The organism is Caballeronia sordidicola (genome assembly GCF_002220365.1).
Lineage (GTDB): Bacteria > Pseudomonadota > Gammaproteobacteria > Burkholderiales > Burkholderiaceae > Caballeronia > Caballeronia sordidicola_C.
This window is the reverse complement of sequence record NZ_MTHB01000036.1, coordinates 1-26,341: the sequence shown is the minus strand read 5'-3', so window position 1 is coordinate 26,341 and position 26,341 is coordinate 1. Positions and strand designations below refer to the sequence as shown.

The following is a 26,341-nucleotide window of genomic DNA, read 5'->3' as shown; positions in this document are numbered from 1 at the left end:
AGCGGGGTCACTGAATTCTGGCTGCCACGCGGTGTGGCGGCTGTTTTTATCCCTGTGCCCCGATCAGGTTCGTCACTTTGACGTTCCGCGTATCCGGCACTTCTGCATACGACAGCACCTTCAACTGCGGCAAGCTCCTTCTCAGGAAACGAGCAAGCATGGCGCGCAGCGAATGCTGCACCAGAAGCACCGGCGGCAACCCCACGTTCTGCTGACGCAGGATCGCGTTTTGCGTCGAGTTCAACAGCGTCTGCGCCAAGCCCGGCTCCAGTCCGGGGTTCGCGCCCGTCGCCAGCGCCTGCGACAACACGCGCTCCAGCGCCGGATCCAGTCCCATCACCTGCAACTCGCCGCTGCCCGGATACCACTGCTGCGTGATCGCGCGGCCCAGCGCAAGCCGCACAGCGGCCGTCAGGTCGTATGCGTCGGATATCTTCGGCGCGTGTTCTTGCAATGCGTCGAGGATGGTACGCATATCGCGGATGGGAACGCCTTCGTCCAGCAAGTTCTGCAGCACCTTCTGCAAGGTGGTCAGCGCCAGTGTCTTCGGCACGAGGTCGTCGGTCAGCGAAGGCGTGTCCTTGCCAATGCGCTCCAGCAACGCCTGCACTTCCTGGCGGCCCAGCAATTCCGCGGCGTGTGTCACGACCAGATGGTTGAGGTGGGTGGCCACGACCGTGCTGGCATCGACCACGGTGTAGCCGTACACCTGTGCCTGTTCCCGCAGGTTCGTATCGATCCACACGGCCGGCAAACCGAACGCTGGATCCTGTGTCGGATTTCCCGGCAACGTTGCCGAGACCTGCCCCGGGTTGATCGCGAGCCATTGGCCCGGGAATGCTTCCCCTACGCCCACTTCCACCCCCTTCAGCGCAATCCGATAACCGTTCGGACGCAACTCCAGGTTGTCGCGAATGTGGATCACCGGCGGCAGGAAGCCGATTTCCTGCGCGAACTTCTTGCGGATACCCTTGATCCGTTTCAACAACTCGCCATCCGCGTTCCGGTCGACTAGCGGTATCAACCGGTACCCCACCTCGAGCCCGAGCGGATCGATCATCGCGACGTCGTCCCAGCTCGCTTCCGTATTTTCGAGCGGTGCGGCGGCGGCAGGCACGACATCCGTTACCAGGGACGCTTTCTTCTTCGCCTGGATGCGCAGGTTCATCGAGCGTGCGGCGTACACGAGGCCGCCGCCCAGCAGCAAGAATGCGAAATGCGGCATGCCGGGAATCAGGCCCATGATGCCGATGATCACGCCGGTAATCATCAACACGCGCGGGTTGTTGAACAGCTGCCCCGTCAACTGCGTGCCGATATCCTCTTCGGTCGCCACCCGCGACACGATCACACCCGCTGCCGTCGAAATGATCAGCGAGGGGATCTGTGCGACGAGGCCATCGCCAATGGTCAGCAGCGTGTAGTTCGTGGCCGCGTGCGCGAAGTCCATGTCGTGCTGGAGCATCCCGACAATCAAGCCGCCCACGATGTTGATGATCATGATCATCAAGCCCGCTATCGCGTCGCCGCGCACGAACTTGCTTGCACCGTCCATGGAGCCGTAGAACTCGGCTTCCTGCGCGACCTGCAAGCGGCGCTTGCGCGCCTGGTCTTCGTTGATGAGGCCGGCGTTCAAGTCGGCATCGATAGCCATCTGCTTGCCCGGCATGGCGTCGAGGGTGAAGCGAGCGCCCACTTCTGCAATCCGGCCCGCGCCCTTTGTAATCACCATGAAGTTGATGATCATCAGGATCACGAACACCACAATGCCGACCGCGAAATTCCCACCCACCAGGAAGTGGCCGAACGATTCGATCACCTGGCCGGCGGCGTCGGGACCGGTGTGGCCTTCGAGCAGGACGATTCGCGTGGACGCCACGTTCAGCGACAAGCGCAGCAGCGTGGAGAACAGCAGCACGCTGGGGAATGCGGCGAAGTCGAGCGGCTTCTGCGTGTACATGCTGACCAGCAGCACCATTACCGACAGCGCGATGTTGAACGTGAACAGCAAGTCGAGCAAAAAGGCCGGCAGCGGCAAGATCATCATGCCGAGGATCATGCAGATCAGCACCGGCCCGGCGAGGGCCCGCAAGTTCTGCGATCCCAATGCGTCAGGGCGCTTCGAGAAAAATCCGGCGCGCGCGTTCATGCTTTGCTTCCTTTCATCGGGTCATTTCCATCATTGCCGGCGGGGTCAGCAGCCAGCGCTTCGGCGGCTTCCTGGTCGGCTTCTGATTCGGGGACGCTGCCTTTATCGAGTTCGGGAGGAACCTCGAGATTCTCGGGTTCGTCCGGCCGGCTACCGCCGTCTTTCTTGAACTTGCGCAACTGGTACACCCACGCCAGCACTTGCGCGACGGCGCCGTACAGCGCGCCTGGAATCTCGCGGTCGATCTCGACGTTGTGATACAGCGCCCGTGCAAGCGGCGGTGCTTCGAGCAGCGGCACGTTGTGTTCAAGCGCCAGTTCGCGAATGCGCGTGGCCACGAGGTTCACGCCCTTCGCGACGACCTTCGGCGCGCGCATTTCGCCATCGGCATATTTCAGCGCGACAGCGAAGTGGGTCGGGTTGGTGACGATCACGTCGGCGGTGGGCACCGCGGTCATCATGCGGCGGCGGGCAGCGGCGCGTTGCTGCGCACGAATACGTGCCTTGACCGCCGGATCGCCATCGCTTTCACGATGCTCACGCTTCACTTCCTCTTTACTCATGCGCAGCTTCTTCGCGTGCGTCCAGAGCTGGTAGGGGACATCGAGCGCGGCTACAAGGAACAGTCCGGCGATGGCCGAGCCGCAGCACACCACCAGCAGATGCATGGTGTCGGCGAGCGCGAGGTTCAGCGGTTTCGCGACGAGGCCGAGCACTTCGTCCTTGCGGGTCCACATCGCCCAGCCAGCCAGTCCGCCGACCACCAGGGTCTTCAGGATCGACATGCCGAGCGCAATCGGCCCCTGCACCGAGAAGATCTTGCCGAGCCCGCTAATGGGGTTCAGGCGGCTGAACTTCGGCGCCATGACTTGGGTACTGAGCAGCCAGCCGCCGAGCGCCATGGGCGCGCCGACCGCGGCGAGACCCGTTAGCGCGAGCACGGGCAGCAAGGCCATGAACCCTTCCCGGCCGGCGGCGGATGCGCCAATCAGCATCTGGTTGGTATCGAGGACGGTGTTGTGATTGAACGTGAACGCGCCGCGCAAGATGGCCTGCATATGCTGGCTGACGGGACCTGCGAACCCCCAGACGCCGCCAAATCCCGCTGCCAGCAAAGCGAACGACGTCAGTTCCCGCGAGCGCGCGACCTGGCCTTCCTCCCGCGCCTTTTCAAGGCGCTTGGGAGTGGCTGATTCGGTCTTTTCGACGTCGCTCTCTTCTGCCACTTCGCTATGCTCCAGTCTTGCGCAGGCTTCGATGAAGCCGCTGACGCATTGGTCCAGTGAAGCGATTATTGCGAAAAGCAGCCAGCAGCCATTGCTTGATCAGGGCGGAGAAACGGGGGCAATTCGGGCGATGGAACGGGCGCGAAGCACGGGCGGGCAAGCACGGGTGGCCAAGCGAAATGAAAAGCGCGCCGGTCCCGGAGCGGGAAACGGCGCGCAGCGCTATGTTTTGAACCGGCCGGACAGAACCGTTTTTACACCCCGTAGATCCCGGGCACGCGGCCATCGGGACCGTAGAACGACGACTTGGGCGGAGCCATGGTCAACGCGGCAAGCGCATTGCGGTTGTATTCCATGCGCGATCGGATCAGCACGCCGATGCTGTTGTTGCCGCGCCGTGCACGTCCGGCCGCCGCGAGCAATTCCTGCCAATGCGAGGCCAGCGCTTCGTCGCCGGTAACGGCTTGTTCCATGCCCACAAAACCCTTCGGCAGACCAAGCGCGTCCAGTTGCTCGTCGCGCTGGCGTTCCAGTGCGGCAAGCTGCTCGGTCAACGCAGTTTTTTGTTCGATGATCGAAGGCAGCGTATCGAGCGGCGAGGCCGCAATGAGCGCTTTCTCTTCGTGGGCCAGCAGCGACTCGAACGCCTGGACGGCAGCGGTTTCGTCGATAACAGTGGCAAGCAGGGCGTCTTTCATGGGCGACTCGCTAAAAACTCCGGCCCGCATTCATAGCGGTGCCAAGGTCAAAAAAAGCCGCCCGGCGCTGCATCGTGGAAACGATGCGTTTATCTGAAACCTATCGTCCGTGTGCCGCGGGCTCGCTCTGGGCGTCGCCTGCAACACATAGCCGCTATGCTCAGCCGCCGGCCGGCGGGGTATTCGTTTGCATCAGTTCACGCGTGCTGCTGAGCATGCCGTCGGCGATCTTGCCCGAATCGACCTTGTAGCTGCCGTCGTTGAGCGCTGCCTTGATCGACGCGACTTTCGCCGTATCGATGTCGGAGCTACCCGACGTGCGCAAATCCGTCGACAACGCCGACAAGCTCACCGTCGAATTCGAACCGCCGGTGGTGCTGGTCGTGCCGCCGGTCGTGCTGGTGGCTTGCGCGTCGGCTTGCGCCGCACGTTGTTGTGCTGCTTCCTGCAAAGCTGCGATCTGGCTGGTGTTGCTGGAATCGATTTTCACGATGGTCTTCCCTGACGATGTGATCCCTTTATCGGCGGACCCACGTAAAAACTTTAACCTTCCCGCCGCCCAGACCACGCGCCAGTCAGCCCTATCTCCCGCTCAGCCTTGTCGGATAAGCCCGATAAGGAATTGCAACAAATTGAAACAAGTGAGGGATAACCCACATAAGGGGATTCCTGACCATTCTTCAAAGCTGGATCTCCACCGTCGAACCGTCCTTTACTACGCCGGAAATGATCTGTCCCCCGGCGGTTTTGACGCGAACTTGCTGACCGGGCGCGGCGTTATTCATCGCGCTGCCTTCCGCCGATATCGAAAAACCCGCACCGCTGGTCACCACGTGCACGGACTGGCCGATCACGACCGCGCCGGCGCCGCGCAGCAGGTCGGTGCGCAACGGCAGGCCTGCCGCGAGCCGCGACAACGTTACCGCGCCTACGGCTTGTGACGGGTCCGTGACGATGGCTTGCGGCATGGTGGTGAGGTCGCCGTCGCGGGGAATCAGGTCGGCGGCGGTGAGCACTTCACCGGGTGCGACCGCGCGGGCGGCAAGGTAATACGTGGCCATCACCGAGACGCGGGCTTGCAGATAGAGCGTCCAGGGCCGGTCGCCGGAGCAACGCACGCCGACGGTGGTGCGGCCCCAGAGGCGGGAACCCGCCGGCAAGAAAGGCTCAAGCGTCGAACAGGCCGCGAGGCCGCGGGGAAAGACAGGCGTAACCGTGATATCCGGCTTGCCGGGCAAACCCGCCGCCTGCTGCGTCAGGAAGACGAGCGCGGCGGCGCGTACCGAGTCGCCGTCCTGTGTGAGCTGGTTGGGCGCGCCGGCCATGGCGGGCGCGGGCTGCAGCGGAGCGCGGATGGTCGCCGGGGTGCGCATCGAAACGGGCATCATGCCGGCGACCGGCGTGGCGGGCGCAGCTGCGATCGGCCTCGCCTGGAAGCCTCGTGAGGCAAAGCGCGGAGTGCCCTGGACCGCTGCGCTGCCGTCCGTCGCGACGACCACGGGCATCACGTCGCGTGAGGAAAGGGTGACACGGGCAAGGGTATCGGCGGCAGGGGCCCGGGCGCTGGCGCCAGCGTTACTAATATTAGTAGGCGCTTTCGGTTCGCCATTACCGGGAATCTCGATCATTCCACCGGCATCGGGGGCATCGTTCGATGCAGCAGCCACCCGGCTCGGCGTCATCGCCAGCCTGGGCGCCGCGGTCACGGGCTTCGCCGTCTTTGCTTCGCCCGGTCCCGGGATCACGATCAAACCGCTGGTATCGGCGGAAGAGGATGCATCGGCGGCGTCGGCGTGGGCATCGAGTGCTTGCGCGGCGGCACGCATGGCGGCATCGGCCGCACGGGCCGCCGCGGCGTAACCCGCAGGGTGCGAGGTGCGCACAGGCTGAGCAGGGCTCGCCGATTGGCTCACGTTCCCGTCAACCGTCATCCCGGCGTCTTTCGCCATCGCCACGACGGCTGCCGGATTGGTTTCGGCGGGTCCGGCAATCATGATCGTGCCGCCGCTCCCGCCCGCTTCCTGCGCGCGCGCCGTCGTCACGCCGGCAGTCATGAGAGCCAATGCGAGCGCGCAGAGCGCAACCGGACCGCTCGGCGCAATACGGCGAGCCAAGCGAGCGCGGGCTTTCACCAGGCCGTTCGCGGCCAGGCGGTGAACCGCCGGCTTGCGAGCAGGCGCAGTGAAGCTGTGCATTGTGCTTCTCCCAAATAAATCCCAAACAAATCCAGCCAACCAAAAACGAGAACCCCCCATCCAAAGTCGGTGAATTCCTTAAAAGATCGACCCACGAGACGAATTCTAGATTTCGGCGGCTAAAGGCAAGCGTCGAATAGAGGCCGGCTTTCCCTGTTATTCGTCTGATTGCATCTTGCGTCTCGCTCCTAAGATTCGTCTCATGCAAAAGTCTTCGATAGCAATGGCACCCGGCGCCTGTTTGATTCCCCGGCGTCATTGATCGCAAAGACACACGAAACACCGCAGACCAGATCCGAAGTTGAAGGAGGACCGCCATGCTGGACAAGCTCGATAACGAATTTGCGTTTGGCCGCGAAGCGCTGGATGTGCGCGCATACCGGCAGGAGCTGCTGTCGTCGAATATTGCGAACGCCGATACCCCGGGCTACAAGGCGCGCGACGTCGATTTCTCCAGCGCCCTCGCAGGCGCGCTGAAAAAGACCGGCGCGGCATCGGACGCGACGGCTTCCGGTACCGCGACGCTGCAGATGGCGCAGCCGGTGAGCGTGTCGACCGGCGCGTCGCTCGCGACGACATCGGCGGGACATATGTCCGGCACCACGACGCTTACCGCCAGCGGTGGCAGCACCGACGACTACGGCAAGCTGGCTTACCGGATTCCGAGCCAGCCGGCGCTTGACGGCAACACGGTGGATATGGATTCGGAGCGCGTCCAGTTCGCGGACAACGCGCTGCATTTCGAGGCCGGCATGACGGTGGTGTCGTCGCAAATCAAGACGATGCTCTCGGCGATCACGTCGAACTGAACAGCGCCTTAAACAGATTAACGAGGAGAAGCAATGCCCTCTTTGATGAACATCTTCAACGTTGCCGGTTCGGCGATGTCCGCGCAGGCGCAGCGCCTGAACGTGACCGCCTCGAACCTGGCGAACGCGGACAGCACGACGGGCCCGGACGGCCAGCCGTACAAGGCGAAGCAGGTGGTATTTGCCGTCGATCCGCTCGGCGGCGCGCGCACGGCGTCCGGCCAGCAAGTGGGCGGCGTGCAGGTGACGGGCGTGATCGACGACCCGACGCCGATGAAAACCAGCTACGACCCGACCAATCCCGCAGCAAACCCGGACGGCTACGTGACTTTGCCGAACGTCGATCCCGTGCAGGAAATGGTCAACATGATTTCAGCGTCTCGTTCGTATCAGGCGAATGTGGAAACGCTCAATACCGCCAAGCAGCTGATGCTTAAGACCCTGACGATCGGAACCTGAGGACAATCCCGTGACAACCAACACCACGATCGGCAACACCGGCACGACGATGTCGCAGACGCTGCTGAACACCATGAACGGCACGAGCACATCCAGCACGTCGGGTACTTCGTCGGCCAGTTCGAGCGCAAGCACGACCGGCACGCAGTCGCCGGCGGACCTGCAGAACACCTTCCTGACGCTGCTCGTCACGCAGCTCCAGAACCAGGACCCGACGAACCCGACCGACAGCTCGCAGATGACCTCGCAACTCGCGCAGATCAGCACGGTGTCGGGCATCGGCCAGTTGAACACGTCGCTCAGCTCGCTTGCCACGCAGTTGTCGGCAGGGCAGTCGGCACAGGCTGCGTCGCTGATCGGCGCGACCGTGCTTGCCCCTGGAAGCACGATGACAGTGTCCGGCGGCAAGGCCAGCGCTTTCGGCGCGCAGACGGCGAACGCGCTCGGCGACATGACGGTGAGCGTGACGAACAGCGCCGGCCAGGTGGTGAACACGATCGACCTCGGGCCGCAGGCTGCAGGCACCGTGCCGATCACTGGCTGGACGCCGACGGACAAGACCGGCGCGACGTTGCCGGACGGTACGTACACCATCACGGCGGCAGGCACGATCAACGGCGCTGCCGCGACCGCGACCGCGCTGTCCTCCTCGCAAGTACAGAGCGTGGTGCAGCAGGCCGACGGAACGACGGGCGTCATGCTGACGACCGGCAAGACGGTGCCGTTGACCAGCATCGCGTCGATTCTCTAAGCCCTTATTCATTAGCGCATTCTTCTAGAAGCGGAGACCGTCATGGGTTACCAACAAGGTTTATCTGGTTTGTCGGGCGCGTCGAACGATCTCGATGTGATCGGCAACAACATTGCCAACGCGAACACCGTCGGCTTCAAGCAAGGCCAGGCGCAATTCGCCGATATGTACGCGAACTCGGTGGCCACCGCCGTGAACAACCAGATCGGCATCGGCTCGCAGATGTCGGAAGTGCAGCAGCAGTTCGGCCAGGGCACGATCACCACGACCAGCCAGGCACTGGATGTCGCGATCAACGGCAACGGCTTCTTCCAGATGTCGAGCAATGGCGCGAACGTGTACTCGCGCAACGGCGTGTTCAACCTCGCGGCCAACGGTACGATCGTCAACGCCGCCGGCCAGACGTTGATGGGCTATGCGGCCAATGCGCAGGGCGTGATCAACAGCTCGTCGACCGTGCCGCTCGTCGTGCCGAACTCGAACCTGCCGCCGTCGGCGACCAAGAATGTGAGTTTTCAGTTCAACCTGAATTCGCAGCAAGCGCTGCCGACCCAGACGCCATTCGATCCGACCAACGCGAACACCTATAGCGCCACCAGCCAGATCAACGTCAACGACTCGCTCGGCGGCACCCATGCGGTGAACGTGTTTTTCGTCAAGCAGTCGACGGGTTCGTGGGAAGCGTATGCGACCACCGGCACGGCCAACACGCCAGTCACGACGGGTTCGGCGACTGACACAACCGGCGATCTCGGCACGGTCACGTTCGACCAGTCGGGCAACATGATCCCGACGCCGCCCGCCACCGCCATCGCTCCGTTCTCCTTTTCGATTCCGAATGGTGCGTCCAACTCCACCACCGCCTTGCAAACCATGTCGATGTCCTTCACAGGCACGACCCAGTACGGCGCAACGACCGGCCTCGTGAGCAGCACCCAGGACGGCTATTCATCGAGCGAACTGGCGGGCTTTTCGGTCGGCACGGACGGGACGCTGACGGGCACGTACACGAACGGCAAGACGCAAGCGCTCGGTCAGATCGCGCTGGCAACGTTCGCCAACCAAAACGGCTTGCAGGACCTTGGCGGCAACAACTTCCAGCAGACCGCGGCATCGGGCCTCGCTCAGGTGTCGGTGCCGGGTTCGACCAACCACGGTTCGCTGCAAGGCGGTGCGGTGGAAAACTCGAACGTCGACCTGACCAGCTCGCTGGTGGACCTGATCACGGCGCAGCGCAATTACCAGGCGAACGCGCAGACGATCAAGACGCAGCAAACCGTCGACCAGACGCTCATCAACCTGTAAGCGTTGCCGCCAGGCCGGGCACGAGAGAGTCATAAATGGACCGTCTGATCTATACCGCGATGAGCGGCGCCGCGCAGGCGCTCGAGCAGCAGAGCGTCACGGCGAACAACCTCGCGAACGCGTCGACGACGGGGTTTCGTGCGCAGCTTTCCGCGTTTCGTCAGGTGCCGATGAACTTCGAGAACGGCGCGTCCGGCGACGCGACCACGCGCACTTTCGTGCTGTCGTCCACGCCGAGCGCCGACTACACACCGGGTCCGATCCAGCAGACCGGCAATCCACTCGATGTCGCGGTCCAGGGTCCGGGCTGGCTTTCCGTGCAGACGCAAGACGGCGGGGAGGCGTACACGCGCGCCGGCAATCTTCACGTCGATGCCAACGGCCAGTTGGTCACGGCAAACAACCTGCCGGTGCTCGGCAACAGCGGTCCGATGTCGATTCCGCCGGGCGCGGAGGTCACCATCGGCAAGGACGGAACGGTGACTGCGCTGATGCCGGGCGACCCGCCGACCTCGATTGCGACGGTCGACCAGTTGAAGCTCGTCAACCCCGACGCGGGAACCCTGACGCGCGGTGACGACGGCCTGTTCCGCACCGCCGACAACCAGCCCGCCGACGCCGACCCGACGGTGACGGTGGCGCCCGCGTCGCTGGAAGGCAGCAACGTGAATGCGGTGTCCGCGATGGTCGACATGATCACCAACGCCCGCCAGTTTCAGATGCAGACCAAGTTGCTCGATTCAGCCAACTCGAACGATCAGTCGGCTAACAAGCTGCTCGACTTCAGTTAATCCGCAGTACCAGGATAAAAACCATGAACCGCTCTCTCTACATCGCCGCAACCGGCATGAACGCTCAGCAGTCGCAGATGGACGTGATTTCGAACAATCTCGCCAACGTCAGCACGAACGGCTTCAAGGGCTCGCGCGCGGTGTTCGAGGACTTGCTGTACCAGACCGTCCGGCAGCCGGGCGCGAACTCGACGCAACAGACCGAACTGGCGTCGGGCAGCCAGATCGGCACCGGCGTGCAGCAAGTCGCGACCGAACGTCTCTATACGCAGGGCAACCTGTCGCAGACCGGCAACTCGAAGGATGTCGCCATCAACGGCAACGGCTTTTTCCAGGTGACGATGCCCGACGGCACGACCGCCTACACGCGGGACGGCTCGTTCCAGACCAACGCGCAGGGCCAGCTCGTCACGTCGAGCGGCTATCAGGTCACCCCGGCAATCACGATCCCCTCGACCGCGACCGGCATCACCATCGGCTCGGACGGCACGGTCACGATCACGCAGCAAGGCAACTCGGCCAACACGACGGTCGGGCAGTTGCAGCTCGCGACCTTTGTCAATCCGGCCGGCCTCGACGCACGCGGTGAAAACCTGTTTGCCGAGACGGCTTCGTCCGGTACCGCGAACGTCGTCACGCCGGGCCTGAACGGCGCGGGACAGTTGCAGCAGGGGTATGTGGAAGCGTCGAATGTGAACGTGGTCCAGGAACTGGTGAACATGATCCAGACCCAGCGCGCCTATGAAATCAACAGCAAGGCCGTGACCACGTCGGACCAGATGCTGCAGACGCTGAGCCAGATGCAGGTTTGAGTTGCACCAACCGGCATCAACCGCATCAGCAGCGTCATTCCGAAGGACCACGAAGATGTCATCACAATTTTCACGTTTCCGCAGCATATCGGTGCTGGCGCTGGTCGCCTTGGCGGCCTGCGCCCTCGTGCCCAAAGAGCCGATCACCCAGCAGCCGATGACCGCGCGGCCACCGGCGCCGCCGCTCAATTCAGCATCGCCCGGCGCGATCTACAACGCGGGCTACGCGGGACGGCCGCTGTTCGAAGACCAGCGCCCGCGCAATACCGGCGACATCATCACCATCGTGATCGCGGAAAACGTCAACGCGACGAAATCGTCGGCAGCGAACGCGGCGCGCAACGCCAGCGAGGCGTTCGCCGTGCCGGTCACGCCGGGTATCTTCGGCGGACTGTTCCACAACACCAACCTGTCCGCCAGCGGCTCGAACGGATTCAACGGCGCAGGTGGCGCGAGCGCGGCCAATACCTTCAACGGCACACTGACGGTCACCGTCACGGGCGTCCTGCCCAACGGCAACCTGGAAGTGAGCGGCGAGAAGCAGATGCTCATCAATCAGGGCAACGAATTCGTGCGCTTCTCCGGTGTCGTCAATCCGACGACCATCTCCGGCACCAACACGGTCTTTTCCACCCAGGTGGCGGACGCGAAGATCGAATATTCGGCGAAGGGTTATATCGATGAATCGCAGCAGATGGGCTGGCTCCAGCGCTTCTTTCTCAACGTGGCGCCCTTCTGACCATGAAACTCTTTCTTCGATTCGTTTTCATTGCGCTGGCGCTTGCTGCCGCACTCCCGCAGGCAGCTCAAGCGGAGCGCCTCAAGGACCTGGTTTCGTTCCAGGGCGTGCGTGACAATCCGCTGATCGGCTACGGCCTCGTGGTCGGGCTCGACGGCACCGGCGACCAGACTACCCAGACGCCGTTCACCACGCAAAGCCTGGTGAACATGCTCGGCAACCTCGGCATTACGCTGAATGCGGCGACCACGCAGAACATGCAGTTGAAGAACGTCGCCGCCGTGATGGTGACGGCCGTTCTGCCGCCGTTCTCGCGGCCGGGCGAAGCGATTGACGTGACGGTGTCGTCGCTCGGCAATGCCAAGAGCCTGCGCGGCGGCACGCTGCTGATGGCGCCGCTCAAAGGCGCCGACGGCCAGGTGTACGCGATGGCGCAGGGCAATCTCGCGGTCGGCGGCGCGGGCGCAAGCGCCAACGGCAGCAAGGTCCAGGTCAACCAGCTTGCGGTCGGCCGCATTCCGGGCGGAGCGCTGGTCGAACGCGCCGTGCCCGCCGCGGTGACGCAAGCCGGCGGCGTGATGACGATGGAACTGAACACGCTCGACTTCGACACCACGCAGAAGATCGTGGCGGCGGTGAACAACGACTTCGGCATGGGCACGGCGATCGCGCTCGACGGCCGCACGATCCAGTTGCGCGCGCCGAGCGACCCGTCGCAAGTAGTGTCGTTCATGGCGCAGCTGGAGAATATCGATGTCAGGCCGGCGCAGGCCGCGGCAAAGGTGATCGTCAATGCGCGCACCGGTTCTATCGTGATGAACCAGATGGTCACGCTGCAGAACTGCGCGGTCGCGCATGGCAATTTGTCGGTGGTGATCAACACGACGACCGCCGTCAGCCAGCCGGGCGCGTTCTCCAACGGTCAGACCGTGGCGTCGAAACAGTCAAGTATCCAGTTGAAGCAGGACACGGGCGCGCTGAAGCAGGTGGCAGCCAGCGCGACCCTTGCGGACGTGGTCAAGGCGTTGAATGCCCTCGGGGCGACGCCGGCGGATTTGATCTCGATTTTGCAATCGATGAAAGCGGCGGGTGCGTTGCGCGCCGATCTTGAAATTATTTAAAGGCGACAGGTCATGAACGCGAACGGGACCGGTACGACAAGCAACGCGCTCGCATCAATGAGTACAACGGACACGAGCAGCGGCCTGGGTTCGTTGTCGAACCGCTTTGCACTCGACGTGCAGGGCTTCGACGCCATGCGCGCCCAGGCCAACGCCAACCCGCAGCAGGGCTTGAAGGCGGCGGCCAAGCAATTCGACTCCGTTTTCACGCAGATGATGTTGAAGAGCATGCGGGACGCCACGCCGTCCGATAGCCCTTTCGATTCGAACGACAGCAAGACCTTTACGTCGATGCTCGACCAGCAGCTTTCGCAGAACATGGGCGCGAAGGGCATTGGCGTAGCCGACATGATGCTCAAGCAACTCATGCGCAACGCCGGCGCCAGCACGGGCACAGGCGCGCAGGCGGACGGCGCGGGTGCAAGCGGCGACAGCAGCGCGAACGCCGGCAACATGGCCGCCATGAATGCAATGGCGAAGGCGTATGCAAACGCCGCGGGGTCGTCGACGGCGTCTTCGAAAGCATCGCTCACCGGCAACGGCTATAGCGCCGACAGCGCACTGACGCCGCCCGCACGCGGCGTGGGCACGGACAAGGTCGCCGCGTTCGTCGACCGTCTCGCCGCGCCGGCGCAAGCCGCCAGCTCGGCGACCGGGATTCCGGCGCGGTTTATCATCGGTCAGGCGGCGCTCGAGTCCGGCTGGGGCAAGCGCGAGATCAAGAATACCGACGGCAGCTCGAGCCACAACGTGTTCGGCATCAAGGCGACCAGCGACTGGAGCGGCAAGACCACGAGCGCGGTGACGACGGAATACGTGAACGGCAAACCGCAGAAAGTGGTGGAGAAATTCCGCTCCTACGACTCGTACGAGGACGCACTCACCGACTACGCCAGCGTGCTCAAGAGCAACCCGCGCTATGCACCAGTCGTGGAAGCCTCGCGTGATGCCGCCGGTTTCGCGCACGGAATGCAGAAGGCGGGCTACGCAACCGACCCGCAATACGCTAAAAAGTTGATTTCGATCATGCGGCACATTGCTTGAACAAGTGCGGACTGGCGCACCTTTTGCTGCATCTAATATAGGTAGACAAAACGTATTACGAGTAATGTGTCAAAAGCGACGGGGCCAATGTCGCAATAAAAGACGATGCAGGCTGACGGCGAGGAACGGGTGCATGGTGCGCCCGGAAAGCAGCCGGCTGGCCGGGACGCATCGAAATGGAGAGAAAGTGCTGGTTCGTTTCGATTTGCGCGCTTTGCGAACGTTTTCGGCCGCCGGATACGGGATTATGGAAGTTTTTTTACAACCAACCCTAAATATTCGATCCCGGTTGCCGCTAAATGAAATATCGAAGTGCCGGATCCACAGGGTCCGGTTGGACGCTCCAACAGTCTCGGAAATCGGGACGCGAGCGAGCAAACGAACACGGCAAGCTCCATGAACATGAATCCGCCAAACGGTTCCGGCATCGCAGACGACGAGTCCGACCTTCCCGATTTCGGCCGGCGCAACCCGCTGGAAATCGGCGTCTCGCTACGCAACCTCGTTAATCGAGCCGATTTTCTGACCGTCGATCACGGCACGGGGCAGATCGTTACGCGGCTGCTCGACGTGAACCCGGGCGCACGTACGTTCATCTTCGACTGGGGTGGCATTCCCCAGCAGAACCAGGCCATGCTGCGCTCGGAAAACCTGATGTTCCACGCGAGTCCCGACGGAATCCGCGTCGAATTCGCCACCGGCACGCCGCGTGAAATCGTCTTCGAAGGGCACCCGGCGTTTGAAGCGGATTTTCCGCCCGTGTTGTTCTACATGCAGCGGCGCGAGTATTTCCGCGTGGAAGCGCCCGTGCTCGATCCGTACATCTGCAGCGGCGAACTGCCGAATGGCGAGCGTTTTCGCTTTGAAGTGAACGACCTCTCGCTGGGTGGCGTTGCACTGCGGACCATGGACGAGCGGGTTGCATCGATGGAAGTCGGCTTGATCCTGCGTTCCGTGGAATTGCACTTCAGCAATCCCGGCAAGGTAGTGCTAGACCTGCAATTGATGTCGAACCGGCAGACGGTGAATTCAAGGGGCGATCTGCGCTATACGCTCGGCTTCAAGTTCATGAGCTTGCCGGGGTCAGCGGAAAACACGCTGCAGCGCTTGATTACCCAACTCGAGATGAAGCGCCGGTCACTGGTGCGCTAACTTTGATGCGGCAGCGAGCCTCGTGCTCGCTTGGCCCATCTTCTTTCCCCGCAACGCCCCCTCCATTCGGCGAACTGACGCCCAATCCCCTCGCTGCTTCACCGATTGCTCCGATCAATGCCGGAGAATAATCCGTCATGGCGTAGTGCGCATGCGGATTTCATCGGAGCGGAGGCCGGACGGCGCTCAACCCGCGCGCGCCTCGATTCACCGCGCCGGGATTCAACTTTTTCTGCAATCGGCCGATATACACCAGTTGTCGTCAAACAGCTGAGGCCCGGCTACGTGCCCCGTGCTTCGTGCCTTTACCAGGATTCCTTGCATGTCCCTATTCGATATCGGCGTCAGCGGTCTCAATGCAGCCCAATGGGGTTTGACGACCACCGGACAGAACATCAGCAACGCCGCGACCCCGGGCTACACCCAGGAGAAGCCGGTGTACCAGGAGGCGTCGGGGCAATACACGACGTCGGGTTATCTGGGCTCGGGCGTCCAGACGGCGACCGTCGCGCGTTCATACAGCTCGTTCCTGACCACGCAGCTCAATGCCGCGCAGTCCAACAGCAGTTCGCTGAACACCTACTACTCGATGTTGTCGCAGCTGAACAACCTCGTGGGCGATCCGACCACAGGTATTGGCTCCGGCATGACGAGCTATTTCACGAGCTTGCAGTCGGTGGCGAACAGCCCCGCCACGACGTCGACGCGCCAGTCGCTGATGAGCAGCGGGCAATCGCTCGTCAACCAGATGAACGCCGCGGCCGCGAACTACAACCAGCTCCGCTCCGGCGTCAACCAGTCGCTCACCAGCGCGGTCACGCAGATCAACAGCTACACCACGCAGATCGCCACGCTGAACGGCCAGATCGCCGCCGCGAGCGCGCAGGGGCAGCCGCCGAATCAGTTGCTCGATGCGCGGGACACGGCGGTATCGAACCTGAGCCAGTTGACGAACGTTCAGGTCAACACCGTCAACGGCATGTACAACGTGTCGATAGGGACGGGCCAGCCGCTGGTCTCGGGTACAACGGCTTATCAACTGCAGGCAGTGACATCGACGTCGGACCCGAGCGAGTTGTCGATTGCGTATGCATCGCCGGACGGCTCGCCGCAGACGCCTGCGCAAACACAATACCTGCCCGACTCCACGTTCGGCGGCGGCACGGTCGGCGGATTGCTCGCATTCCGCAGCCAGTCGCTCGATCCAGCGCAGGCTCAGCTCGGCTCGCTCGCGACCAGTTTCGCCGCGCAACTGAACCAGCAAAATGCGCTGGGCGTGGACCTGAACGGCAATCCCGGCACCGCGCTGTTCTCGACCGGCAGCCCGACCATTTATGCGAATTCGCGCAATACGGGCACTGCTCCGCTGAGCGTATCGATCGCGAATCCGACCCAGCCGACCAGCGGCAACTACACGCTGTCCTACAACGGCACCAACTACACGCTTACCGACAGCGCGAGCGGCGCGGTGCTCGGTACCCTCGCGCCCACTTCGACAACAACCGGCGCGGCCAGCGGCACGATTGCAGGCCTGAATATCTCGGTGACGAGCGGCATCATGAAGGCCGGCGATTCGTTCAACATCCAGCCAACGAGCGGCGCGCTCGCTGCCTTCTCGCTGGTGACAACGAACCCGACCGCAATCGCGGCAGCGTCCCCGGCGGTAGCATCGGCGGGAGCGAGCAACGCGGGCACCGCGAACATCTCGGCGGCGACGGTCACCGCAGGTTATTCGATCTCGGCAACCAGCATGACGCTGACCTACAACGCGACCAACCAGCAATTTACGTCGAACGTGCCAGTCACGTTGCCGGACGGCACGACCGTTGGGGTGGGTGCGCCGATCCCCTACAACCCTGCCCAGGGTCTCACCGTATCCAACGGCTCGAAAGTCAGCGCAACGATCACCGGCACGCCGGCAAACGGCGATACCTTCAGCATCGCGGCGAACAAGGGCGGCAGCAGCGACGGCAGCAACGCGCTCGCGATGGCGAGTCTCGGAACAGCGAAGTCGCTGAACGGCGGCACGGACTCGTTGACGAGCGCGTACGCGAACTTCGTCAACCAGATCGGCAACGAGACCAACAATCTAGAGAGTTCAAGTACGTCGGCGACCGCGGTGCTCACGCAAGCGACGTCGGCGCAACAGTCGGTGTCGGGCGTGAACCTGAATGAAGAGGCCGCCAACCTGATTCAGTACCAGCAGTTGTACCAGGCCAACAGCAAGGTCATCCAGACCGCTTCCACGCTGTTCACAACGCTGCTCGGCATTTTCAACTGAGGCTTTCACGATGCGCATCTCCAGCTCGCAGTACTTCACGATGAACGTCGAGACGATGAACAATCAGCAGGCATCGCTCGCCAACATGTACGCGCAGATCTCATCGGGCAAAGCCTTGCAGACCGCCGCGGACAATCCACTCGGCGCCGCGCAAGCCGTGGCGCTGACCTCGCAGGCGGCCAACCTCGCGCAATACTCGACCAACCAGTCGTCGGCGCTGACCTCGCTGCAGCAGGAAGACTCCACGCTCTCCAGCGTGACGAACGTGATGCAGAGCATCCAGTCGCTGGTGGTGAACGCCGGCAACGGCACGCTCAACGACACCGACCGCAGCGCACTTGCCACCCAGCTCCAGGGTTATCGCAGTACGTTGATGACGCTCGCCAACACCACCGACGCCAACGGCAACTACATCTTTGCCGGTTTCCAGGGCGGCTCGAAGCCCTTCAGCGATAACGCCTCGGGCGTTGGCGCGACCTACGATGGCGGCCCCGGGCAGCGGCAGGTGCAGATTTCCGACACCCGCACGATCAACGTAGCTGATCCAGGTTCAGCGATATTCCAAAGCGTTTCGTCGAACGAAAGCTCGCCGGTTTCGTCGGGATCAGCCGCTAACACGGGGTCGGGCACGATTGGTCCGGTCAGCGTGAGCGACAGCAGCGATCCCGCCAACTCGTTGATCTACACCATCACGTTCGGGACCACGACCACCGGCACGCCGCCCGCGAGCGTCAGTTCGTACTCGATCACGTCCACGGATCCGTCGACGACGCCCCCTACCGTGACCGCGCCGACCACGCCGACGCCTTATACGGCCGGCAGCAACATCACGGTCGGTTCGCAGACTGTCGCTATTTCCGGCACGCCGGCATCGGGTGATAAGTTTTCGGTCTCCCCGGCAAACACCGGTAGTACCAGCGATACCGACATTTTCACGACGCTCGATTCGTTGGTGAATGCGCTGAAACAGCCCGCCGATTCGGCGAGCGCGCAGGCGACGTTGCAAAACGCGCTGACCACGGCGGGCTCGAAAATCAGCAACACGTACAACAACGTGCTGACGACACAGACGGCGGTGGGGGGCCGCGAACAGGAAGTGACGGCGACGCAGACCGCCATGCAGACGACCTCGACGCAAACTGCCAACAACCTGTCGGACCTGGTCAGCGTCAATCTGCCCAGCGCGATCAGCCAGTACGAGATGACGCAGAACTCGCTTCAGGCGGCGCAGCAGGCTTTTGCACAGATCCAGAAAATGTCGCTGTTCAACTATCTGAGTAGTTAAGCGCCGGGGGGCGTGTAGGGAATGAATTGATGTGGGTTGTAGGATGTGTTTTGGGCCGCCGGGTTGAAGGGCGGCCCTTTTTATTGTCTTGCCGATACGCCTGCGCGCCTTTGCGCTGAACGCATGCGGAGAATAAATCACCCTTTGCGGTGAATGCGCCTCATAATCACCGCATGAAACGCGGAGAATGGACTTTTATCTGGGAAGATCCTGACTGGCCGGCCTGGTGCTTCGATCTATCGGTGATCGCAGCGCCGCTGGCCGCGGTCAGTCGCGCCCAGGGTTTGCTGCACGGCCGGCTCGCCGATGTCGGTTTGACCCTGCGCAATCAGGCGAGTCTGGCCGCGCTCACTGAGGACGTGCTCAAAACCAGCGAAATCGAAGGGGAAAGACTGAATGCGGATTCGGTCCGATCGTCTATCGCGCGCCGGCTTGGAGTGGATATCGGGGCGCTTGCACCGGTCGACCGGCACGTGGAGGGCGTGGTTGAAATGGTGCTCGACGCTACCGCCCGCTGCGATGCCCCGCTGACCCGGGAGCGCTTGTTTGCGTGGCACGCGGCGTTGTTCCCGACTGGCTTCAGCGGTATGTCACGGATCCAGATCGGCGCATGGCGCAACGACGAAAACGGCGCCATGCAGGTGGTCTACGGTCCCATCGGCCGTCAGCGGGTTCGTTTCGAGGCGCCCCCGGCCGATCGCCTCAACGCCGAGACAACGCGTTTTCTCGACTGGCTCAATCGCGACTCAGCCGTGGCGCCGGTGATCAAGGCCGGGCTGGCGCACCTGTGGTTCGTCACCCTTCATCCTTTCGACGACGGCAACGGCCGTATCGCCCGGGCGATAGGGGACTTGCTGCTCGCCCGCGCCGACGGCAGTCCGCAGCGCTTCTACAGCCTGTCGGCGCAGATCCAGTCAGAGCGCAGCGGTTATTACGACATCCTCGAGCAGACGCAGCGCGGATCGCTCGATGTCACCGCGTGGCTTACGTGGTTCCTGAACGCGCTGCATCGCGCAGTGGACGACGCCCAGCACACGGTGGACGCGGTGCTGGTCAAGACGCGTTTCTGGCAGCGCTGGGCCGCCGCACCCTTCAACGAGCGGCAGATCAAGCTGCTGAACCGGCTGCTGGATGGTTTCGACGGCAAGCTGACCAGCAGCAAGTGGGCCGCCATCGCGAAGTGTTCGCCGGATACAGCGTTACGCGACATCGGCGAACTGGTGGCGTTGGGGGCGCTGCGAAGATCGGTGTCGGGCGGGCGCAGCACCGCGTACGAACTGGTCGATTGACTACCCGGCCGGTTGCTAAAGCGCAGCCGCCACGCGCCCCATCTGGTCAATACCGGTGTCGAAAATGCGTTGAAAGAACGGGATCATGTTGGGGATCATCAACTGGATCAGCAGGAATCCGACCAGCATGGTGACTGGAAAGCCCACCTGAAAAATCCCGATCTGCGGCGCTGCGCGATTCAGGATACCCAGCGCCAGGTTGGCGATAAGCAGCGCGGTGACCACCGGCAAGGACAGCAGCAAGCCCGTCGAAAACACGCTCACGCCATACGTGGCGAGCGTCTGCCAGCCGCGCGCGTGTACGGCCGAACCCAGCACGTTTGCGCTCACCGGCACGCTCTGGAATGTCTGCACGAGCGCGCTGATCATTTGCAGGTGGCCGTCGAACACAAGGAACGCGAGCATGGCGATGGTGTTCAGATACCGCGATATCACCACCGAATTTCCCCCGGCACGCGGGTCGTAAAGCATCGCAAACCCCAGCCCCATCTGCATGCCGATAAACTCGCCGGCAGCATCGATGGCAGCGAATGCAATCTGCATCGTCATGCCGAGCGCCGCCCCGACCAGGAACTGATTGATGATGATCATCACGCCATCGGCGGAAAACACGGTCACTTGGGGAACCGCGCCAATCGTGGGCGCGACGATCAGCGCGATGAAGGCCGCGACTGCGACCTTGACGCGAATCGGGATGGCCTGGTGACTGAGCAGCGGCGCGGTCGCGATCAGCGCAAGGATGCGCGTGAACGGCCAGAGGAACGACGTCAGCCAGACATTGAGCTGCGCGTAAGTGACGGAGAACATCGTTAGCCGGTGATCGCGGGCGTGATGGTGAAAACATGGCGCATGTAATCGAGCAGCGTTTCCAGCATCCACGGACCGGCGATCACGAGCGTGAGCGCTACGGCGAGCAATTTCGGAATGAACGAGAGCGTGCTTTCGTTGATCTGGGTCGCGGCCTGGAACAGGCTCACCACCAGCCCGACCACGAGCGCGACCAGCAACAACGGAGCCGCGAGCAACAGCGCCACATACATGGCCTGGTGCGCGATCGACATGACGGATTCGGGTGTCATCGTGAAATTCCTGACGCTGGATACTAAGGCTATGAAACGAACGCTATGAAACGGACGCTATGAAACGAAGCTCTGCGCGAGCGAGCCAATCAGCAACTGCCAGCCGTCCACCAGCACGAACAACATAAGCTTGAACGGCAGCGAAATGGTGGTGGGCGACACCATCATCATCCCCATCGACATCAGCACGCTTGCTACCACCATGTCGATGATCAGGAACGGGATGAAGATGGTGAAGCCGATCTGGAAGCCGGTCTTGAGCTCGCTCGTCACAAACGACGGCACCAGCAGCGAGAGCGGCACGTCTTCGGGACCGTTCATCGGCGGCGCTTTGGCGATCCGGGCGAACAGCGCGAGATCGGCCTCGCGGGTCTGGCGCAGCATGAATTGCTTGAACGGGGCGACGCCGCGCGTCATGGCCTGGTCCATCGTGATCGTGCCGTCGGAGAAAGGCTTGTACGCATCGACATAAGCCTTGTCGAGGACCGGCGACATCACGAACAGCGTGAGAAACAGCGCGAGTCCCACAAGCACCTGATTAGGCGGCGTGCTGGTCGTACCCAGCGCCTGCCGCAACAGCGACAACACAATGATGATGCGCGTGAAGCCCGTCATCATCAGCAGCATGGCTGGCAGGAACGACAGCATCGTGAGCAGCAGCATCGTCTGGACGCTGAGCGAATACGTCGTGCCGCCGTTCGGACCCGGGCTGGTGTTGAACGCGGGAAGTCCTGCTGTGCTTTGGGCGAAAGCGGTGTAGGGAAGGGCGGCGACCAGGACCGGCACCAACAGCTTCACCAGTCTTGCGCTCTGTGCAAAAAAACGAGCCTGCATTACTTGCTCCCGCCTGCGAATTTTTGCAGACGTCTGGTCGCTTCACCGGCGAGGGCATCGCGAAAACGTTGTCCGAAACTGCCGTGCAGTGCTTGGCCGTCGGGCGTGACGCCGGCTTCAGTGCTGTCGAGTTTGAGTTCCGTCGATCCCGCCGGCATGGTGTGCAGCAACCGCACATTGCCGGGTGCGGCGCCGAGCACGAGCCACGTGTCCCCGATTTCCACCACCGAGACGCGCTCCTTGTTGCCAAGCGACGCTCCGCCGATCACCTTCACCAGCCCCGTGCGCTTGGTGCCGGCCACGCCGAACTTGCGCGCAAGCCACGCGCAGCCGAACACGAATGCGATCACGATCGCGAGCCCGAGCAGCGTCTGCAGCACCGCGCCCACGCCGAGTGACGGCACGGCCGTGCCCGCGCCAACGCCCGATGCAATCTGCGCCGCGTGATTGACGGCGTTCATGTCGGCGGCGTGAGCTGTGTGGGCGGCAAGCGTCATGGCAAGCGCTGCCAATGCTGCGAGCGCGGCGGCAAAGCGTTTCATCGATTCAACTTCCTGATGCGTTCGGACGGCGTGATGATGTCGGTGAGACGGATACCGAACTTGTCGTTGACCACCACGACTTCGCCCTGCGCGATCAGGCAGCCGTTGACCAGCACGTCCATCGGTTCGCCCGCGAGGCCGTCGAGTTCCACCACCGACCCCTGCGCCAGTTGCAGCAGGTTGCGGATGGCGATCTTGGTGCGCCCGAGTTCCACCGTCATCTGCACGGGGATGTCGAGAATCATGTCGATGTCATTGCGCGTCGAGGGCGCCTCGACTTTCGACAAAGGCTGGAATAATCCCGCCGATGACGCCGCCGCCGGCGTTTCATTGCCGTTCTGCTCAGCCAGCGCGCTCGCCCAGTCGTCCATGCCGAAGTCCTCGCTCTTGAGCGGATCGGACGGCAGCGTGCCCGGTTCAGTTACATCACTCATATCCACCTTCCTTCATCGTGTCGGTTGCGCTGATCATCTTCTGGACGCGCAACGCGTATTGACCATTGAAAATTCCGTAGCCGCATTCCATCACTGGCACGCCGTCCACTTTTGCCGTGACGAGTTCCGGCACATTGATCGGCAGGACATCACCTGCTCGCATGTTGAGAATCTTTTCGAAGGTCGTGCCGATCTCCGCCAGATCCACCGTGAGTTCCACTTCGGCCGCTTGCACTTGTTGCGACAGCACGCGAATCCAGCGGCGATCGACTTCGAGCGCTTCGCCTTGAATGGGCGAGGAGAGGATGTCGCGAATCGGTTCGATCATTGAATACGGCATGCAGATATGCAGCGTGCCGCCGGTCGATCCGAATTCGATGGAAAACTGCGTGACGATCACGATCTCGTTCGGCGTGGCCACGTTGGCGAACTGCGTGTGCATTTCCGAGCGCACGTATTCGAAGTTAAGCGTTCGCACGCTTTTCCACGATGCCGCGTAGTGTTCGAACACGAGGTTCAGCAGCTTGCTGATGATGCGTTGTTCGGTCTGCGTGAACTCGCGGCCTTCAACGCGCGTGTGGAAACGGCCGTCGCCGCCGAAGAGGTTATCGACGACAAAGAACACCAGGTTCGGATCGAACACGAACAGCGAGGTGCCGCGCAATGGCTTCACGTGGACGAGGTTCAGGTTCGTCGGGATCGGCAGGTTGCGGGTGAATTCGCTGTACTTCTGCACCTTCACCGGACCGACGGAAATCTCCGCCGAACGCCGCATGAAGTTGAAGATGCCCACGCGCAAGAGGCGCGCAAAGCGGTCGTTGATGATTTCCAGGCCCGGCATCCGGCCCCGGACGATGCGTTCCTGCGTCGCGAGGTTGTAGGGGCGCACGCCATGAAAGCGTGTTTCGTCGGCGACTGCGTCGACTTCCCCGGTGACGCCCTTGAGCAGGGCATCCACCTCCTCCTGCGACATGAACTCTTCGTGGCCCATGAGTGTTCCTTGGTTCCTGTGCGCGGTTGCTTGGTGCTTACGGTCGTGCTTCTTGCAGTTAGCTTGAACGTTTGCTTCTGCGTTTGCTTCTGCGTTTGCTTTTGCGAAAGCGGCTGAAGGCGAGGGTTATCGCGCGGATTATTGAACGACGAATTCCGTGAATAACACTTCCTGGACACGCGCTGGACTATCAGGCGTGCCGCCGGTCTTTTGGACCGTCTCCAACAGTTCCTTCGCGAGCTCACGCTTGCCGTCGATGCCCGCCAGATCGTCCGGCCGCTTCGCCGATAACAACATCAGAATGTGGCTGCGTACTTCCGGCATGCGCTCGGTCAGCGCAGCTTGTGCCTTCTGGTCCGGCAGCTTCAGCGTCAGGCCAATGCGCAAGTAATGCATGGTGTCGTCGGACTGGAGATTGACGGTCATCGATTCCAGCGGGAAAAACACCGGCGGCGCGGCAGGGGCGGGCTTCGCTATCCCTCCCGAACTGGGCTTTTGCAGGAAGTAGTAATACGCACCCGCCCCGCCGGCGCCCAGCAAAACGATGAGTCCCAACACGATCAGCAAGATGCGCTTCATCTTGCCGCTCTTTACGGTGACGATGGGTTGTTGAGTTGCGGTGGTACTTGCCATGATTGCGGACCTCTTTCTGTAGCCTGAATTGTTGGCGAAAGTGAGGTTCTGTGATGGCCCGAACAGAAGGGGTTATTAGGGCTAACTCGTGAGTTTGGGTTTTGTTGGCACCGGTGGACGGGCGGGGTGCTGCTTGTGCGGAGGGATTTCGAGGACGGCAAGGGCGTGGCGTGGGTGCTGACCCGGCAGGCTGGATCTATGCTCGGTCACCGGGTTTTCGGCGTAACGGTCGGGGTCGATGCCGTGTTGCTGCTTTAAGGGTTAGTGGTCTGCCTGTAACGACGAACGCTTTACCACAAATCGTGCCCCGCGGTCTAACCACGCGCGACGGCTTGTGTAAATAGGATTTATCTCGTATCGCCTTTCAATTTCATTATTCAAAATCGTCCGCTTGACCGTTGCGATTTTTAATTAACTCGCAGGCGGTTTTCATCGGGCGGTCGCCGTTAGGAGCTAACTCAGCTGCCCGCAGATAACTAAACAGAAGAGAGCGGTTGAGCCATGTCCCAAAAGAATTCATCCAACACGGTTATTTCATCCGTTGTTACAGGTCACGCTGGATCGGAGATCAGGGGCACGAGTGCGCCCTTTTCGTTAGTCAAAATCTTTGAAGGCTTGCGGCTGATTGGCGAGGCAGTCGCCGCTGCGGATGGCGCGTGGTCCCTGCCATGGCTCGGATCACCGGGAATGGGAAAGCATGCGTTTCACGCAACCGGTTCGCACGGCCATCATCATCACCATCACGACATGCCCGTCAGCGCTGGAGCGCCTTCGATCGCGGGAATCAGTGACTCAATCCAAGGATTGGGCGGCAAGTTCGCCAAGCTGACGACAATCGAAAATCCGCTTCCCACGATGATCGGCTTCGGCCACGCCGGTGACGTCATTAGCGTGTTCGATGGCGATCACTCAATTGGCTCAACCACCGTGCATCCGGATGGCACGTGGGCGTTCAGCACGCCCTTGCTCGCCAAGGGCACGCATGAGTTCTTCGTCGGCACAGTGAGCGCGGTAAGCGGCGTCACGCTGATGTCGAATCACTTGGTTGTGCACATGGTTGGCGACGGCATTGTTGTGCCTTCGGCTGTGGCCACGATCACCAGCGCGCTCGATGAAGTCATCGATCCGGCTGGCAATCATCACGACAACGTCATTCAGAATGGCGGCAAGACAGTCGATACCTCTCCGCAGTTGCACGGCACGATCAGCACTGCCCTGCACGAAGGCGAAGTGCTCGCCATTTATCGCGACGGCCAGAAGATCGGCACGGCCTCAGTCACGGGGCTCGACTGGTCGTATCAGGACGAGGGCCTCACGAAGGGGCAGCACGTCTACACGGCGAGTGTTATTTCTGCGTCGGGCGAACAGGGCGTTCATTCCGAAGATTTTGTAATTACTGAGACGGCTGGAACCGGCAGCGGTTTTCAATTACTTGCGACGGAAGATTTCCTGATTTTCGACACGCGGTTCGAGGCTAGAGCCACGTCTGACGGCAAAGCCATTTCCGTCGATATGCTTGAGGGCGTAAGGATGCTCGAGAAAGCCGGAATGACCGTCAAAAGCTACACCGACAACGGCGGCGTGATTAGTATTGAAGTCGACTGGGTTGCATATATGAAAGCTCACCCGGAGGACCCATATCTCGATTTGGATATGCATCGTCATATCGATAACGATCAAGGCGGCCTTAACTACTACAATTTAATCGCCGTTCCAGACTAC

General features: G+C 62.0%; 27 protein-coding genes. 15 read left to right on the top strand and 12 right to left on the bottom strand.

Going from position 1 to position 26,341, the window contains the following annotated elements:
* Positions 1 to 46 precede the first annotated feature (46 nt).
* The 5 genes from flhA to flgA form a co-directional block, all read right to left on the bottom strand.
* Complete coding sequence (gene flhA, locus BSU04_RS05830; RefSeq protein WP_089159713.1) at positions 47 to 2,149, bottom strand: flagellar biosynthesis protein FlhA; 2,103 nt, start codon at positions 2,147 to 2,149, stop codon at positions 47 to 49.
* Positions 2,146 to 3,375 carry a flagellar biosynthesis protein FlhB gene (gene flhB, locus BSU04_RS05825; protein ID WP_089159712.1) on the bottom strand — a complete coding sequence of 410 codons (1,230 nt, stop codon included), beginning with the start codon at positions 3,373 to 3,375 and terminating at the stop codon, positions 2,146 to 2,148. The genes flhA and flhB overlap by 4 nt, the downstream gene beginning before the upstream one ends.
* 254 nt (positions 3,376 to 3,629) lie before the next feature.
* Positions 3,630 to 4,073 carry a flagella synthesis protein FlgN gene (locus BSU04_RS05820; protein WP_089159711.1) on the bottom strand — a complete coding sequence of 148 codons (444 nt, stop codon included), beginning with the start codon at positions 4,071 to 4,073 and terminating at the stop codon, positions 3,630 to 3,632.
* 160 nt (positions 4,074 to 4,233) lie between these two features.
* Entirely contained in the window at positions 4,234 to 4,563 is a 330-nt protein-coding gene (flgM, locus tag BSU04_RS05815; protein WP_089159710.1) for a flagellar biosynthesis anti-sigma factor FlgM, read from the bottom strand.
* A gap of 190 nt (positions 4,564 to 4,753) precedes the next feature.
* Positions 4,754 to 6,268, bottom strand: coding sequence for a flagellar basal body P-ring formation chaperone FlgA (gene flgA, locus BSU04_RS05810; RefSeq protein WP_089159709.1), 1,515 nt, complete (start codon positions 6,266 to 6,268; stop codon positions 4,754 to 4,756).
* Between the two features lie 317 nt (positions 6,269 to 6,585).
* Here flgA and flgB point away from each other — a divergent pair, with 317 nt between their 5' ends.
* The 13 genes from flgB (at position 6,586) to BSU04_RS05745 (ending at position 20,106) form a co-directional block, all read left to right on the top strand.
* Entirely contained in the window at positions 6,586 to 7,077 is a 492-nt protein-coding gene (flgB, locus tag BSU04_RS05805; RefSeq protein WP_089159708.1) for a flagellar basal body rod protein FlgB, read from the top strand.
* A 33-nt stretch (positions 7,078 to 7,110) separates the two neighbouring features.
* Positions 7,111 to 7,536 (top strand): flagellar basal body rod protein FlgC, encoded by a 426-nt coding sequence (flgC, locus tag BSU04_RS05800; protein WP_087646941.1) that lies wholly within the window; start codon positions 7,111 to 7,113, stop codon positions 7,534 to 7,536.
* Positions 7,537 to 7,546: 10 nt separating this feature from the next.
* On the top strand, positions 7,547 to 8,287 hold the full coding sequence (locus BSU04_RS05795) for a flagellar hook assembly protein FlgD (protein ID WP_089159707.1): 741 nt from the start codon (positions 7,547 to 7,549) through the stop codon (positions 8,285 to 8,287).
* A gap of 42 nt (positions 8,288 to 8,329) precedes the next feature.
* On the top strand, positions 8,330 to 9,592 hold the full coding sequence (flgE, locus tag BSU04_RS05790; protein WP_089159706.1) for a flagellar hook protein FlgE: 1,263 nt from the start codon (positions 8,330 to 8,332) through the stop codon (positions 9,590 to 9,592).
* Between the two features lie 35 nt (positions 9,593 to 9,627).
* A complete protein-coding gene (gene flgF / locus BSU04_RS05785) occupies positions 9,628 to 10,383 on the top strand; it encodes a flagellar basal-body rod protein FlgF (protein ID WP_089159705.1) in 756 nt (251 codons plus the stop codon).
* 23 nt (positions 10,384 to 10,406) lie between these two features.
* Positions 10,407 to 11,195, top strand: a complete 789-nt coding sequence (flgG, locus tag BSU04_RS05780; RefSeq protein ID WP_089159704.1) for a flagellar basal-body rod protein FlgG — start codon at positions 10,407 to 10,409, stop codon at positions 11,193 to 11,195.
* 55 nt (positions 11,196 to 11,250) lie between these two features.
* Complete coding sequence (locus BSU04_RS05775; protein ID WP_089159703.1) at positions 11,251 to 11,934, top strand: flagellar basal body L-ring protein FlgH; 684 nt, start codon at positions 11,251 to 11,253, stop codon at positions 11,932 to 11,934.
* A 2-nt stretch (positions 11,935 to 11,936) separates the two neighbouring features.
* Positions 11,937 to 13,055 (top strand): flagellar basal body P-ring protein FlgI, encoded by a 1,119-nt coding sequence (locus tag BSU04_RS05770; protein ID WP_089159702.1) that lies wholly within the window; start codon positions 11,937 to 11,939, stop codon positions 13,053 to 13,055.
* A 57-nt stretch (positions 13,056 to 13,112) separates the two neighbouring features.
* Complete coding sequence (flgJ, locus tag BSU04_RS05765; RefSeq protein WP_256982228.1) at positions 13,113 to 14,099, top strand: flagellar assembly peptidoglycan hydrolase FlgJ; 987 nt, start codon at positions 13,113 to 13,115, stop codon at positions 14,097 to 14,099.
* Between the two features lie 402 nt (positions 14,100 to 14,501).
* Positions 14,502 to 15,251: a flagellar brake protein gene (locus tag BSU04_RS05760; protein WP_089159778.1), complete on the top strand. Its 750-nt coding sequence runs from the start codon at positions 14,502 to 14,504 to the stop codon at positions 15,249 to 15,251.
* 322 nt (positions 15,252 to 15,573) lie between these two features.
* Positions 15,574 to 17,532, top strand: coding sequence for a flagellar hook-associated protein FlgK (gene flgK, locus BSU04_RS05755; protein ID WP_089159700.1), 1,959 nt, complete (start codon positions 15,574 to 15,576; stop codon positions 17,530 to 17,532).
* Between the two features lie 10 nt (positions 17,533 to 17,542).
* A complete protein-coding gene (gene flgL / locus BSU04_RS05750; protein ID WP_089159699.1) occupies positions 17,543 to 18,817 on the top strand; it encodes a flagellar hook-associated protein FlgL in 1,275 nt (424 codons plus the stop codon).
* A 173-nt stretch (positions 18,818 to 18,990) separates the two neighbouring features.
* Positions 18,991 to 20,106, top strand: coding sequence for a Fic family protein (locus BSU04_RS05745; protein WP_089159698.1), 1,116 nt, complete (start codon positions 18,991 to 18,993; stop codon positions 20,104 to 20,106).
* A gap of 15 nt (positions 20,107 to 20,121) precedes the next feature.
* Here BSU04_RS05745 and fliR read toward each other — a convergent pair whose 3' ends face one another.
* The 7 genes from fliR to fliL form a co-directional block, all read right to left on the bottom strand.
* Positions 20,122 to 20,913, bottom strand: a complete 792-nt coding sequence (gene fliR, locus BSU04_RS05740) for a flagellar biosynthetic protein FliR (protein WP_089159697.1) — start codon at positions 20,911 to 20,913, stop codon at positions 20,122 to 20,124.
* Between the two features lie 2 nt (positions 20,914 to 20,915).
* Positions 20,916 to 21,185, bottom strand: a complete 270-nt coding sequence (fliQ, locus tag BSU04_RS05735; RefSeq protein WP_062084878.1) for a flagellar biosynthesis protein FliQ — start codon at positions 21,183 to 21,185, stop codon at positions 20,916 to 20,918.
* A gap of 57 nt (positions 21,186 to 21,242) precedes the next feature.
* On the bottom strand, positions 21,243 to 22,019 hold the full coding sequence (fliP, locus tag BSU04_RS05730; RefSeq protein WP_089159696.1) for a flagellar type III secretion system pore protein FliP: 777 nt from the start codon (positions 22,017 to 22,019) through the stop codon (positions 21,243 to 21,245).
* Positions 22,019 to 22,561: a flagellar biosynthetic protein FliO gene (fliO, locus tag BSU04_RS05725; protein ID WP_089159695.1), complete on the bottom strand. Its 543-nt coding sequence runs from the start codon at positions 22,559 to 22,561 to the stop codon at positions 22,019 to 22,021. Before fliO ends, fliP begins: the two co-directional genes overlap by 1 nt.
* The gene (gene fliN, locus BSU04_RS05720) at positions 22,558 to 22,995 is read right to left on the bottom strand and encodes a flagellar motor switch protein FliN (protein ID WP_089159694.1); all 438 of its coding nucleotides are present in this window, start codon (positions 22,993 to 22,995) and stop codon (positions 22,558 to 22,560) included. The genes fliO and fliN overlap by 4 nt, the downstream gene beginning before the upstream one ends.
* On the bottom strand, positions 22,988 to 23,986 hold the full coding sequence (fliM, locus tag BSU04_RS05715; RefSeq protein ID WP_089159693.1) for a flagellar motor switch protein FliM: 999 nt from the start codon (positions 23,984 to 23,986) through the stop codon (positions 22,988 to 22,990). The genes fliN and fliM overlap by 8 nt, the downstream gene beginning before the upstream one ends.
* Positions 23,987 to 24,124: 138 nt before the next feature.
* Positions 24,125 to 24,619 carry a flagellar basal body-associated protein FliL gene (fliL, locus tag BSU04_RS05710; RefSeq protein ID WP_089159692.1) on the bottom strand — a complete coding sequence of 165 codons (495 nt, stop codon included), beginning with the start codon at positions 24,617 to 24,619 and terminating at the stop codon, positions 24,125 to 24,127.
* Positions 24,620 to 24,745: 126 nt separating this feature from the next.
* Between fliL and BSU04_RS47375 the strand changes: the two genes are divergently transcribed.
* Together BSU04_RS47375 and BSU04_RS05705 are read left to right on the top strand one after the other, a co-directional pair.
* A complete protein-coding gene (locus BSU04_RS47375; RefSeq protein WP_256982204.1) occupies positions 24,746 to 24,877 on the top strand; it encodes a hypothetical protein in 132 nt (43 codons plus the stop codon).
* A 243-nt stretch (positions 24,878 to 25,120) separates the two neighbouring features.
* Positions 25,121 to 26,341: hypothetical protein (locus BSU04_RS05705; RefSeq protein ID WP_144021131.1), on the top strand; the 1,221-nt coding region annotated here is incomplete at its 3' end.

Excerpts from the sequence above, each read along its gene's own strand:
- BSU04_RS05770 (WP_089159702.1), top strand. The coding sequence starts at position 11,937 with ATGAAACTCTTTCTTCGATTCGTTTTCATTGCGCTGGCGCTTGCTGCC.
- fliR (WP_089159697.1), bottom strand. The coding sequence starts at position 20,913 with ATGTTCTCCGTCACTTACGCGCAGCTCAATGTCTGGCTGACGTCGTTC.
- fliO (WP_089159695.1), bottom strand. The coding sequence starts at position 22,561 with ATGAAACGCTTTGCCGCCGCGCTCGCAGCATTGGCAGCGCTTGCCATG.
- BSU04_RS05820 (WP_089159711.1), bottom strand. The coding sequence starts at position 4,073 with ATGAAAGACGCCCTGCTTGCCACTGTTATCGACGAAACCGCTGCCGTC.
- flgG (WP_089159704.1), top strand. The coding sequence starts at position 10,407 with ATGAACCGCTCTCTCTACATCGCCGCAACCGGCATGAACGCTCAGCAG.
- BSU04_RS05745 (WP_089159698.1), top strand. The coding sequence starts at position 18,991 with ATGAAACGCGGAGAATGGACTTTTATCTGGGAAGATCCTGACTGGCCG.
- fliL (WP_089159692.1), bottom strand. The coding sequence starts at position 24,619 with ATGGCAAGTACCACCGCAACTCAACAACCCATCGTCACCGTAAAGAGC.
- flgC (WP_087646941.1), top strand. The coding sequence starts at position 7,111 with ATGCCCTCTTTGATGAACATCTTCAACGTTGCCGGTTCGGCGATGTCC.
- fliP (WP_089159696.1), bottom strand. The coding sequence starts at position 22,019 with ATGCAGGCTCGTTTTTTTGCACAGAGCGCAAGACTGGTGAAGCTGTTG.
- flgE (WP_089159706.1), top strand. The coding sequence starts at position 8,330 with ATGGGTTACCAACAAGGTTTATCTGGTTTGTCGGGCGCGTCGAACGAT.
- fliN (WP_089159694.1), bottom strand. The coding sequence starts at position 22,995 with ATGAGTGATGTAACTGAACCGGGCACGCTGCCGTCCGATCCGCTCAAG.
- flgB (WP_089159708.1), top strand. The coding sequence starts at position 6,586 with ATGCTGGACAAGCTCGATAACGAATTTGCGTTTGGCCGCGAAGCGCTG.
- flgK (WP_089159700.1), top strand. The coding sequence starts at position 15,574 with ATGTCCCTATTCGATATCGGCGTCAGCGGTCTCAATGCAGCCCAATGG.
- fliQ (WP_062084878.1), bottom strand. The coding sequence starts at position 21,185 with ATGACACCCGAATCCGTCATGTCGATCGCGCACCAGGCCATGTATGTG.
- fliM (WP_089159693.1), bottom strand. The coding sequence starts at position 23,986 with ATGGGCCACGAAGAGTTCATGTCGCAGGAGGAGGTGGATGCCCTGCTC.
- flgJ (WP_256982228.1), top strand. The coding sequence starts at position 13,113 with ATGAGTACAACGGACACGAGCAGCGGCCTGGGTTCGTTGTCGAACCGC.
- flgA (WP_089159709.1), bottom strand. The coding sequence starts at position 6,268 with ATGCACAGCTTCACTGCGCCTGCTCGCAAGCCGGCGGTTCACCGCCTG.
- BSU04_RS05760 (WP_089159778.1), top strand. The coding sequence starts at position 14,502 with ATGAATCCGCCAAACGGTTCCGGCATCGCAGACGACGAGTCCGACCTT.
- flhA (WP_089159713.1), bottom strand. The coding sequence starts at position 2,149 with ATGAACGCGCGCGCCGGATTTTTCTCGAAGCGCCCTGACGCATTGGGA.
- flgL (WP_089159699.1), top strand. The coding sequence starts at position 17,543 with ATGCGCATCTCCAGCTCGCAGTACTTCACGATGAACGTCGAGACGATG.
- flgF (WP_089159705.1), top strand. The coding sequence starts at position 9,628 with ATGGACCGTCTGATCTATACCGCGATGAGCGGCGCCGCGCAGGCGCTC.
- BSU04_RS05775 (WP_089159703.1), top strand. The coding sequence starts at position 11,251 with ATGTCATCACAATTTTCACGTTTCCGCAGCATATCGGTGCTGGCGCTG.